This is a genomic window from Crystallibacter degradans, from assembly GCF_012952295.1.
Classification (GTDB): Bacteria; Actinomycetota; Actinomycetes; order Actinomycetales; family Micrococcaceae; genus Crystallibacter; species Crystallibacter degradans.
In genome coordinates, this window is sequence record NZ_JABBCH010000034.1 from 1 (window position 1) to 10,498 (window position 10,498).

The following is a 10,498-nucleotide window of genomic DNA, read 5'->3' on the forward strand; positions in this document are numbered from 1 at the left end:
CAATGGGAGACTCGAACACCTACGAGGATCTGCCCTCGGCTTCCGGAATCTCACCAACTATGTCGCCAGATCGCTGCTGGAATCCGGCGGATTCAGACCGAAACTACACTCTCAATTCTGAAGAGCCTCCAATCCGCCGGGCGATTTTCCGCACGCCTACCTGCCCGGCGTTCAGCAAAGCGTACTCCTCCCGCTCGGCGAAAGACAGGTAACGGCCCGTGGGCTCGTCCAGACTGATCGGCGACATGCCGCCAGCGTGACGGAACCAACGAGACCCGACCGGCCACGACACGCCCACCTCCGCAGGGGCCTCAGCCGTCGTCAGTCCAGACGCGATCAGTGCCCAGAACGCTCACTGCACCGCACGAGAGGGCTCCGGCCGCCCAGGTGAACGCATCGGCGGACGCAGGGCCCGATCCGCCGCCCACTGCCTCCGCCCGACCCCCGCCGCCTGCGGCATCTCCTGCTTCTCGCGACCCATCGCACACCTCCGTGATCAAGGTGTTGCGACGACCGGTTGAATCCGTACTGGACTCCGCGGTCGGAATGGTGCACGAGCCCGGTAAGGTCTGCGCCGTCCTGGATCCTGGCCCAGATGCCCATTTCCAAAGCGTCCAGTGCTAGGTCGGTGTAGAGGCTGGTGGCCACCTGCCAGCCGACGACTCTGCGGGAGAAGACGTCGATGACGAACGCCGCGTAGACCCAGCCGGCGAACGTGCGGACATACGTGATGTCTGCGACCCACAGCCGGTTTGGCGCCGTGGCCTGGAACCGGCGTTCGACCAGGTCCGCGGGCCTGCCGGTCTCCGGTGCTGGCTTCGTGGTGCGCGGCCCCTTGGACCGCGAGATCCCGCGCAGGCCCTTCTGGCGCATCAGCCGCTCGACGGTGCAGCGCGCCGCTGGGATGTCCTGCCGGTGCAGCTCCTTGTGGATCTTCCGGACGCCGTAGACGCCGTAGTTGTGAGCGTGGACGCTCTCGATCCTTTCCCCCAGCTCGCGGTCGCTGACTGCTCTGGCGGACTCCGGCCGGGAACGGCGGGCGTAGTACGTGATCGGGGCGATCTGCAGCGCCTTGCAGATCGGCTCGACCCCGTGTTCATCGCGGTGATTGTCTACGACGGCGCACATCACCTCGACGGGCGGTCGAGCTCCGCCGCGAAGAAAGCCGAGGCCTGCTTCAGGATCGTGTTCGCCCGGCGCAGCTCGCGGACCTCACGCTCGAGTTCGGTGATCCGGTCCGCGTCCGCCGTTGTCGTGCCCGGCCTCAGGCCCTCGCCGATCTCGGCCCGGCTCACCCAGGTCCGCAGCGCCTCGGGTTCACCCCGAGCTGCTCACCTATCCGGCGGAACGCGCCGGTCCTGGTCGCAGGGTCTTTCCTTGCATCCATGGCCATCCGCGTTGCGCGCTCACGCAGCTCGTTTGGGTACTTCCGTTGTGCTGGCATGGGAATCATCCTTCCGGGTAATCGATGTCTCCATCAAACCCGGTGCGATTCACCCGCACCGCGCTGGTGGTCATCCCGCGGCGGTCGTTCAAAGCGTCGGACGTGGTTGCGGTGCTGGAGAAATATAATCGCCGAAACCGGGACCACACCGACCTACGTCAGGTGTGACAACGGGCCGGAATTCACGGCCGCCGCACTGATCGAGTGGTGCAACACCGCCGGCGTGGACACCGCGTTCATCGACCCGGGATCGCCCTGGCAGAACGGCTTCATCGAGTCATTCAACGCCCAGTTCAGAAGGGAACAACTCGCCGAAGAAATCATGGACACCATGGCCGAAGCGAAGTATTTGGCCGAGGAATGGAAAGCTATCTACAATCATGAACGGCCCCACGGATCCCTGGACGGCATGACGCCGAAACGCTACTGGGAAACCTGGACGCAAGAAAACCAATTAGCTATCGCAGGCGCTGGACTGCTAACGGGGGCCCAACCAGATCTGCTGGCCGCCTAGGGGCAATTCCTAATGACCGTTGACAGCCGGGAACAGGAATAACTGGCGCGAGGTCGGCTTCCGAAAGGCTGTGACGATCCCCGTCGGCAGCGTCAGCTATGGAGCGCCAGTCAGGGTTGCGCAGCAGCATGCCGACGTCGTTAAACCCATCCACTTTTATGAGTACATCGTCAACCTGGCGGACTGCCCGTGTACCGTTCGGAGTGCGAATCGTGAGCAACTTCACGTGCTCATCTCTCACTTTCGGTTGGATGCGGGACGTCTTGCTCCCACGCCTGGGTTCTTGCGACGGCGTCCGCCTGTCCGGAACGTATCAGATTCACGGCGTAGTCAGTGCTGCCGTCGTCGACTATGACAGTGGTCAGGCCCTTGCTCAGCCGAGCTTCCTGTGATAACAGGACGCGGGTGAGCTCAGTGCCGCCCTCGATGACAATCAGGGCGGGCTGATCGGGTAGTTGCGCCACTGCGGACGCGAGATCCCCACCGGCCCCGGGTGCTGTTACAAGAAGGCCGAAGGCCCCATCAGGATGGTCAGCCCCTGGTCTCGCCAGCACTACTTCCTGGCCGCTGAAGTCCATCAAAACAGCTGAGTCCTCGTAGAATCTGAAACCAAGCAGCCTGCCGTCAAACGTCGTTCCGTTCACATGGAGAGGAGCTTTCAGTACGGATTCGCCGTGCTGGTCCTGCCAGCGGTATCGGTCAGGGTCCGTCCCATCCCTCGCCGGCGTCTGTTCGTGGTCCATCGTCCTACTTAAATCACTGGTTAATTCACCGGGAAACCGGTCGGGGGTGGATCATCCAGGAAGCCCGGCGCCGCGGCTGGACACACCAAGTGGCGCCCGGCCGCGGTTACCGCCGGTCAGACGGCCCAGTCCGTGTCTTCGATCTGGCCGAACATGCGCATGGCTTCTTCCAGGGACGGAAGGTGGGCCAAGGCGACGGCCATCGGACCGCGGAACTTAACTTTCCGCGTGACCATTGCGTTCGATGCCGACAATTCACTTCGCCCCAACCGCTGCCAAGTGTCGACCTTCGCCGTCAGCAGATAATCAGGCTTGATGCCGGCCGCCGGCGCCCCCGCCCGAACGACTTCGCCTTCGCGGACCTCGACTTGACCGGCCCGACTCTCGTCCTCCGCCAGGCGGTACTCAATGACCATGCTGAGTTTTTTCATACCTTCACGCGTGAGCTCGGTCTCGTTCCAAAGATCGGCGTAACTCTTCATCCATTCCGGTGACAAAACAGGTGTTGCCATGTGCCCTCTCCTTTGAGTGACTGGTGCCAGGCCTGTTGACCTACCCACGACAGCATACTAACATGCTAGGAAGTTAGTCTGCGAGGGGCGGGCAGAAGATTGGACGTCCCGACCAACGCAGCTAACCGGCAATTCAGTTAGCGATAATAGGTGCACACATTTTTGATGCACGCAATGCCAAATTGGAGACAACGATGTCTGTTACTGAAGAACACCAGTCACAGTTGAGCGATAAGCTACGACATAACCTGGAAAAAGGGCTGCACGATGTGCAGGCCAGGTGGACCGTCCCGACAGCGTTCCTCAATGACCCCGAGGTACATGACGTCGAACGAGAGCGTGTGTTTGGCCGCTCATGGGTTTACCTGGCCCATGAGAGTGAGATCGCCAAGCCCGGTGACTACGTAGTCCGCTACATCGCGGAGGATCAGTTCATCGTCACTAGGGGCGAAGACGGAAACGTGCGTGCCCACCTTAACAGCTGTCGGCACCGTGGCATGCAAATTTGCCGCGCGGAAATGGGTAACACCTCCCACTTCCGCTGTCCTTACCACGGCTGGACGTACAACAACGGAGGAAAGCTCGTAGGTGTCCCCGCCGGCAAAGAAGGGTACGATAACAAACTCGAAAAAGCGGACTGGAACCTGCGCTCCATCCCCCAACTCGACACTTACAAAGGCATGATTTTCGGTTGCCTTGACCCCCACGCCGAATCGCTTTCCGACTACCTAGGTGACTTCAAGTTCTACCTGGACATCGTGATGGACCGCAGCGACGCCGGCATGGAAGTGGTCGGGGCCCCGCAACGCTGGATCGTTGATGCCAACTGGAAGCTCGGATCCGACAACTTCGTCGGCGACGCATACCACACCATGATGACTCACCGCTCTATGGTGGAACTCGGGATGGCTCCACCGGACCCCATGTTCGCGCTGTACGGCGAACATGTGCACACCGAGCACGGTCATGGCATCGGAATTATCGGCCCGCCGCCGGGAATCCCCCTACCCGAGTTCATGGGAATGCCGGACAACATCATCGACGAGATGAAAGCGCGGCTCAAGCCGGAACAGGTCGAGATATTCCGGCCGAACAACTTCATCCACGGAAACGTTTTCCCCAACCTGTCCATCGGAAACTTCATGATATCGAAAGACCACGTTTCCGCTCCAACAGCATTCCTCACGCTGCGTCTGTGGCACCCCCTCGGCCCTGGAAAAATGGAGGTCTACTCCTTCTTCCTGGTCGAAAAGGACGCACCCGACTGGTTCAAGGAAGAAGGCTACAAGACGTATCTTCACACCTTCGGGATTTCGGGCGCCTTCGAACAGGACGACGCAGAAAACTGGCGGAGCATCACCCGCGTCCTGGCTGGTCAATTTGCCCGCAAGGGTGACCTGAACTACCAGATGGGCCGTGGCGCACTCACACCGGATCCGGACTGGCCCGGCCCCGGTGTGGCCTATCCGATGGACTACGCGGAAGCCAACCAGCGAAACTTCCTCGAATACTGGATGGAACTCATGCTTGAGGACAGGCCAGTTTCGGACAAGCCTTCGGAAGCCCACCGCAGCCCAAACGGGGCTCAGGGGAACGGCAAGGTCGAGGCACTGGCTGGCACCAAAGAGACTGTGGAGGCCTAAACATGACAATCGAAGCACAGACACCCCAAACACAGGTAGTAGACACGGCCGTCCGGGAAATTACCGAATGGCTCTTTGCGGAAGCCGCATTGCTGGATGCAGGTAAGTACCGCGAATGGCTTGACCTCATGGCGCAGGACCTGCACTACGTTGTGCCCCTTCGGGTCACCCGGGAGCGGGAGGCCGAAACGGACATCATCGAAGGCATGACCCTGATGGACGACGACTGGGACACCATGGAGATGCGGGTACTCAGGCTGGAGACCGAATATGCTTGGGCTGAAGATCCGCCCTCACGATCCCGCCACTTCGTCACGAACGTGCGGGTGGTCGGAGGCGACAAGGACGACGAGTTCAAGGTCGCGTCGAATCTGCTCCTGTACCGGACGCGGGGGGACGTGCCCACGTATGACATCCTCTCGGGCGAGCGTCACGACGTTCTTCGCCGGGTGGACGACGGCTTCCACATGGTCCAGCGTGTGGTCGTTCTGGATCAGACCACCATCATGACCCATAACTTCGCATTGATCATGTGACGAAGGAGTAACCATGGGCATCATTTACAAGGCCGGCGAAGATCCGATCATTCAGATTGCCAACGAATTCACCGTGGTCCAACTGGCATACATCCGGACCGGCAACGGTGAACGGCTTGTCGTCACATCACCCAAGTTGGGCTTCGAGACCCAGCTGGATCCGCTGCAGCTTGAATGCCTGACCTGGCAGCCTTCTGCCACCTTTTCAAGGTTGCTGGAGACGCCGTACGGGCCGGGTTCCGAGATGCGTGCAAAACCCCTATCGATTTTGATGAGAAAGGAATAAATTATGGGATTTTTGGATGGAAAGGTCGCGCTCGTCACGGGCGGCGGCTCAGGCATCGGCCGAGGGGTAGTTGAACTCTTTGTGCAGGAGGGTGCCAAGGTCGGCATCCTGGAGATTTCACGCGATAAAGCTGCAGATCTGCGCAAGAACTTCTCGTCAGATTCTGTTGTCGTTATCGAGGGCGATGCGACGTCCATGGATGACAACGACAAGGCGGTTGCCGAAACTGTCTCGGCCTTTGGTCCGCTCACCACTCTGGTCTGTGTAGTGGGTGTTTTCGACTACTTCACGGAGATTCCCCAGCTGCCCAAGGAGAAGATCAGTGATGCCTTTGACCAGCTGTTTGCGGTTAATGTCAAGAGCAACATCATGACGGTCAAGGCAGCCCTGGACCAGCTCATCGCGAATCGCGGCGACGTCGTGATGACCGTATCGAACGCCGGGTTCTACGCCGGCGGGGGCGGGCCGCTGTATATGGCCTCGAAATTCGCTGTCCGCGGGCTCATCACGGAACTGGCGTACGAGCTCTCGCCGAACGTTCGGGTTAACGGCGTGGCGCCAGGCGGGACGGTCACGGAGCTTCGGGGTGTCCCGGCGCTGGCCAACGAGGGTCTGCGACTCAAGGATGTACCGGACATCGAGGGTCTCATTGGGGGGAACAACCCACTTGGGATTGTCGCACAGCCCTCCGATCACGCGTGGGCATTTGCGTACCTGGCCTCCCGTGAGCGCAGTGCGGCAGTGACGGGCACCATCATCAACAGCGACGGCGGCCTGGGAGTTCGTGGAATGACCCGCATGGCGGGCCTCCAAAACTAGGCGAAGTTTCATTGGTTGGCGTCGGCTGCAAGAAGTCGGCGCCGACGAATAATCCCATTGACTGGTCGGCATCAGTCAAAGTCTTTGATTCCTTGCGTGCGGCAGGGCCGTGACAATTTTAGGAGGTGCCAACATGCAGAAGTTCGGAGTGGAGGACTTACAAGGCGTAATCGCAGTAACTCCCACCCCATCTGTTGTGGGAGCGGGTGATGTCGCGTCCCGCGACACGGTTGATCTGGCGGAAACCGACCGGATGATTCGCCAGCTCGTGTCCGACGGCGTTGATGGAATCATGACAAACGGAACCCTTGGCGAAATGGCAACTTTGACTTTGCCGGAGTGGCAGTCATTTGCGCGGCAGGTTGCGGAAACGGCGGCGGAGGTAGCGCCGGATCTGCCGCTTTTCATCGGTGCTACTACCCTCAACACGCGCGACACCATTGATCGGATCTGCTTCCTCCAGGACCTTGGCGTCCGGGGAACTTTCCTGGGCCGCCCGATGTGGGGCGGGCTCAGCGCCGAAACGATGGTTTCCTACTACAAGGAAATTGTCGATGCCTTTCCCGACATGGCCTTGATGCTTTATGACAACACAGAGGCGTTTAAGGGACCCATTCCGACGGCGGTCTATGCTGAACTGGCAAAGCTTCCTCAGGTGGTCGGGGCCAAATACATAGCCCTGACACCCAAGTACGGCCTCGACGTTGCGGCTGTCGAAGGGAAGATGCGCCTGCTCACCTTGGAGACGGACTGGTTCCTGGCCAAGACCATGTATCCGGAGGAGGCCGTCGGGTGCTGGAGCAGCAGCGCCCTCTGCGGACCGGAACCGGTTATTGCCCTCCGCGAGGCCCTGGTCGCCAACAACATCGAGACAGCGCGGCACCTAACCAAACGGATCGAATGGACGTATGAGACTTTCCTAGCGCGGGCAAATTTCCCGGAATTTTCCAAGTACAACATCGCCCTGGAGAAGCTTCGGTTCGATGAGGCCGGATACATCAAGGCCGGATCGCCCCGCTCACCCTTCCAGACCACCCCGGTCGAATACCTGGAAGGTGCGCGGGAGACCGGCCGTCGGTGGCGCCAGCTCGTAGAGGAACTGAAAGCCGACGTCGCCAAGCCAGAAGCCAAACCCAGAACCAGGTCTCGGGCCAAAGCCCCGACGACGCCGTCGCCGGTTTCAGAAACCCCCCGCAGGCAGCCCATGGAGGCTGACTCCTCTGATTTTCTTCCAGCCTCCTAACCTGACTGGTTTCCAGCCAATATCGACCACTCCTGTTCGTCTTACGCCGGAATCTCCGGCGTACCTGGCGTCCAGGGGGCACACTGCAGAGGCGGAGGCGATTGTCCGGATGTACGGGCTGGAGCCATTGCACCGCCCTGTTCAGGAGTCAGCTGGCGGGGCAATGGTCCCTACAGGAAAGGCCAAAGGGCATTTCCGCGGCTTTCTGACCGGGCGTCTCCTACCCTCGATGATCCTGGTTTGCATCGGGTATCAGCGGACTGACCTGCTGGCTGTGAACATTGGCGCGATCGTCGGAGCGCTGGTGGCCTCCAGACTGGCCGACAGGTTCGGCCCGCGTCCCCTGACCGCGGTGTCCTTTGAATTGTCAGGCGTGGCACTGGTTCCTCATGGGCACGGGGATTGCGTCGCTTCCTGTGATGTACCTGCTGGTCGCCGTCGTTGGATTTGGTTCGGTGGGAGCGCAAATCCGGGCCGTCCTGGCAATCTTTGGCGGAGGTGGCGTGGTGTCAGCGGGACTGGGCAACTTCGTCAACTTCGCCGTCTGGGGCATTGCTGCGGCGGTGGGTCTGGCGGCAGTACTGCTGGTTCCGCGCCGTCGGGACGACGCGTTGGAACCGGCCCCGCTTGTAAGCCCCGGAGCCACAACGGCTCCCGGTATTCAGTCACTATCGTTTGATTGTCATCAGCACCAGAACAGTAGGAGAAAAAGCTCGTGGAAACATTACTCGTTATTGACAACAAGGACCGCAAGGCACTCGACGGAAAAACCTTTGAGCGCATTCATCCGATCAGCGGGGACGTTGTCACAACGGCCGCTGCCGCCGCACAGGAAGACGCCATCGAAGCGGTCGATTCGGCTCAGGCAGCCTTTCTGACCTGGTCCAAGACGGGTCCGTCCGAGCGGCGTGCGATCATGCTGAAGGCGGCGGACTCCCTGGAAGCCAAGATGCCGGATTTCATCTCCGCCATGGCCCAGGAAGTTGGTGCGTCCGAACTCTGGGCCGCCTTCAACGTCGTCGCGGCCGCGAACCTCTTCCGGGAGGCTGCAGGCCTGGCCACCCAGATTCAGGGCGAGACCATCCCGACGGACAAGCCGGGAACCCTCTCCATGACTGTTCGCCAGCCGGTCGGCGTGATTCTGAGCATCGCTCCCTGGAACGGACCTGTGGCTCTGGGCGCCCGGGCCATCGCCTACCCGCTGGTATGCGGTAACACTGTAGTGTTCCGGGCTTCCGAATCGAGCCCGAAAACCCACCTGCTCATTGCCGAGGCGCTGCGGGACGCCGGACTGCCCGACGGCGTGCTCAATGTCATCACCAACGCTGCGGAGGACTCCCCGCAGATCATAGACACCCTGATCTCGCACAAGTCCGTTCGCCGCATCAACTTCACGGGATCAAGCCGTGTGGGTCGCATCATCGCCGAAAAGGCTGCACGGGAACTCAAGCCGGCTTTGCTCGAACTCGGCGGAAAGTCGCCCTTAGTCGTTCTGGATGACGCCAACATCGACGACGCCGTGCGCGCCGCTGTGTTCGGTTCATTCCTCTACCAGGGCCAGATCTGCATGTCCACGGAGCGGATCGTTGTCGATGATTCAGTCGCCGACGAATTCGTGCAGAAGTTCGCGGCACGGGCGGCCGAGCTGGGAACGGGAGACCCTGTCACTGACGGTTCCTGCATCGTAGGCCCGATGCTGAACGCCAAGAACGGTCCGCGCCTCAACGGCATGATGGAGGACGCACTCTCCAAGGGAGCTAGGGTAGTTGCCGGCGGCATCGCGGACGGCGCGGTCATGCCCGCCACAATCATTGACCACGTCACGCCGGAAATGCAGATCTACGACGAGGAGACCTTCGGTCCGATCACCACGGTGGTTCGCGCCAAGGGCTACGACGACGCCATCGGCATCGCCAACGCCACGGCGTACGGCCTCTCAGCCGCTGTTTTCGGCCAGGACATTAACCGCACCCTCGACGCCGCCATGCGGATCGAATCGGGTGCCTGCCACATCAACGGACCCACGGTCCAGAACGAGGCACAGGCACCCTACGGTGGAGTCAAGGACAGCGGCTACGGACGGTTTGACGGCCGCGCGGTGATCAACGAGTTCACCGAACTGAAGTGGATCACCGTCGGTCGTTCGGACCAGCAGTACCCGTTCTAGAAACACACCATCCCGAATGTCCGTAACCTGGCGGTAACGCCGACGTCATCGTCAGGTTCCGGACCTAGGTGTAATTCCCACGGACGTTGTGAACAGCGTGGCGTGATGTAAAAGGCGAGGGCCTCCGGTATCGATTCGGGTTACCACACTCATCTCGACGCTAGGAGGACCTTCGTGTCCTACGTTACCCATACCAACGCCGACCTCACACCCAAGGCACGGGGAAAGCTCTCCCGCCTGGTCCTTGAGGAGGTCTGGACGCTGCGGTGAGCCCCTGCGGGTCGGATGCGGTGGCTCCGGCGTGGGCTGGCACGGCCATGCTCAGCACGAGCCCGGATCCCACGGCGACGAGTGCGGCCTGGCGGCCCACTGCTCCGCCGTGGCTGGAAACGCTTCGTGAAATGGCGGACAGGGTGCTGCTGGTGGCGGCCCTGTGGCGGGCATTTTTCTTTGACATTGCTTAACCGGCTCTTCAGAATTGAGAGTGTAATCGGCGCTGCCGCGTGAGAAGTCCGGGGCGGGGAGGTTGTTTCGGCTGGGGTGAGGGCCTTGGGAGAGAATCGGATTGTCTAGATCGTGATTTTTCTACCG

General features: G+C 60.8%; 10 protein-coding genes, 3 pseudogenes and 1 other annotated feature. Of the genes and pseudogenes, 8 read left to right on the forward strand and 5 right to left on the reverse strand.

The genetic code is table 11. The features are described 5' to 3' along the window. Window positions 1-127: 127 nt before the first annotated feature. The 3 genes and pseudogenes from HGO92_RS24035 to HGO92_RS22565 all read right to left on the reverse strand — a co-directional run. Window positions 128-460, reverse strand: a pseudogene (locus tag HGO92_RS24035) (helix-turn-helix domain-containing protein); the annotation flags it as partial. A gap of 26 nt (window positions 461-486) precedes the next feature. Next, window positions 487-1,128, reverse strand: a pseudogene (locus tag HGO92_RS22560) (IS3 family transposase); the annotation flags it as partial. Next, window positions 1,054-1,167: a sequence feature (AL1L pseudoknot), on the reverse strand. It overlaps the preceding pseudogene by 75 nt. Further along, window positions 1,128-1,307 (reverse strand): hypothetical protein, encoded by a 180-nt coding sequence (locus HGO92_RS22565; RefSeq protein ID WP_346769074.1) that lies wholly within the window; start codon window positions 1,305-1,307, stop codon window positions 1,128-1,130. It overlaps the preceding feature by 40 nt. The pseudogene HGO92_RS22560 and the gene HGO92_RS22565, both read right to left, overlap by 1 nt. A 188-nt stretch (window positions 1,308-1,495) precedes the next feature. On the opposite strand from HGO92_RS22565, the pseudogene HGO92_RS22570 reads away from it, so the two are divergent. After that, a pseudogene (locus HGO92_RS22570) lies at window positions 1,496-1,958 on the forward strand (integrase core domain-containing protein); the annotation flags it as partial. 230 nt (window positions 1,959-2,188) lie between these two features. On the opposite strand, the gene HGO92_RS22575 reads toward HGO92_RS22570, so the two are convergent. Then, window positions 2,189-2,701 carry a hypothetical protein gene (locus tag HGO92_RS22575; RefSeq protein ID WP_169998852.1) on the reverse strand — a complete coding sequence of 171 codons (513 nt, stop codon included), beginning with the start codon at window positions 2,699-2,701 and terminating at the stop codon, window positions 2,189-2,191. A gap of 116 nt (window positions 2,702-2,817) precedes the next feature. After that, the gene (locus HGO92_RS22580; protein WP_169998854.1) at window positions 2,818-3,213 is read right to left on the reverse strand and encodes an SCP2 sterol-binding domain-containing protein; all 396 of its coding nucleotides are present in this window, start codon (window positions 3,211-3,213) and stop codon (window positions 2,818-2,820) included. A 194-nt stretch (window positions 3,214-3,407) separates the two neighbouring features. Here HGO92_RS22580 and HGO92_RS22585 point away from each other — a divergent pair, with 194 nt between their 5' ends. From HGO92_RS22585 to HGO92_RS22615, 7 genes are all read left to right on the forward strand, one after another. Further along, on the forward strand, window positions 3,408-4,856 hold the full coding sequence (locus HGO92_RS22585) for an aromatic ring-hydroxylating dioxygenase subunit alpha (RefSeq protein WP_169998856.1): 1,449 nt from the start codon (window positions 3,408-3,410) through the stop codon (window positions 4,854-4,856). A gap of 2 nt (window positions 4,857-4,858) precedes the next feature. Continuing rightward, window positions 4,859-5,392 (forward strand): 3-phenylpropionate/cinnamic acid dioxygenase subunit beta, encoded by a 534-nt coding sequence (locus HGO92_RS22590; RefSeq protein WP_169998858.1) that lies wholly within the window; start codon window positions 4,859-4,861, stop codon window positions 5,390-5,392. 13 nt (window positions 5,393-5,405) lie between these two features. After that, the gene (locus HGO92_RS22595; RefSeq protein ID WP_169998860.1) at window positions 5,406-5,678 is read left to right on the forward strand and encodes a dihydrodiol dehydrogenase; all 273 of its coding nucleotides are present in this window, start codon (window positions 5,406-5,408) and stop codon (window positions 5,676-5,678) included. A 3-nt stretch (window positions 5,679-5,681) separates the two neighbouring features. Next, window positions 5,682-6,497, forward strand: coding sequence for a 3-(cis-5,6-dihydroxycyclohexa-1,3-dien-1-yl)propanoate dehydrogenase (gene hcaB, locus HGO92_RS22600; protein WP_169998861.1), 816 nt, complete (start codon window positions 5,682-5,684; stop codon window positions 6,495-6,497). A gap of 133 nt (window positions 6,498-6,630) precedes the next feature. Then, complete coding sequence (locus HGO92_RS22605; protein WP_240974903.1) at window positions 6,631-7,740, forward strand: dihydrodipicolinate synthase family protein; 1,110 nt, start codon at window positions 6,631-6,633, stop codon at window positions 7,738-7,740. Window positions 7,741-8,455: 715 nt separating this feature from the next. Further along, complete coding sequence (locus tag HGO92_RS22610; RefSeq protein ID WP_169998863.1) at window positions 8,456-9,907, forward strand: aldehyde dehydrogenase family protein; 1,452 nt, start codon at window positions 8,456-8,458, stop codon at window positions 9,905-9,907. 317 nt (window positions 9,908-10,224) lie between these two features. Then, a complete protein-coding gene (locus HGO92_RS22615; protein WP_169998865.1) occupies window positions 10,225-10,371 on the forward strand; it encodes a hypothetical protein in 147 nt (48 codons plus the stop codon). Window positions 10,372-10,498: the final 127 nt, after the last annotated feature.

What these genes read in the sequence shown, in the direction of transcription:
- HGO92_RS22575 (WP_169998852.1), bottom strand. Translation starts at nt 2,701, where the DNA reads ATGGACCACGAACAGACGCCGGCGAGGGATGGGACGGACCCTGACCGA.
- HGO92_RS22580 (WP_169998854.1), bottom strand. Translation starts at nt 3,213, where the DNA reads ATGGCAACACCTGTTTTGTCACCGGAATGGATGAAGAGTTACGCCGAT.
- HGO92_RS22585 (WP_169998856.1), top strand. Translation starts at nt 3,408, where the DNA reads ATGTCTGTTACTGAAGAACACCAGTCACAGTTGAGCGATAAGCTACGA.
- HGO92_RS22590 (WP_169998858.1), top strand. Translation starts at nt 4,859, where the DNA reads ATGACAATCGAAGCACAGACACCCCAAACACAGGTAGTAGACACGGCC.
- HGO92_RS22595 (WP_169998860.1), top strand. Translation starts at nt 5,406, where the DNA reads ATGGGCATCATTTACAAGGCCGGCGAAGATCCGATCATTCAGATTGCC.
- hcaB (WP_169998861.1), top strand. Translation starts at nt 5,682, where the DNA reads ATGGGATTTTTGGATGGAAAGGTCGCGCTCGTCACGGGCGGCGGCTCA.
- HGO92_RS22605 (WP_240974903.1), top strand. Translation starts at nt 6,631, where the DNA reads ATGCAGAAGTTCGGAGTGGAGGACTTACAAGGCGTAATCGCAGTAACT.
- HGO92_RS22615 (WP_169998865.1), top strand. Translation starts at nt 10,225, where the DNA reads ATGCTCAGCACGAGCCCGGATCCCACGGCGACGAGTGCGGCCTGGCGG.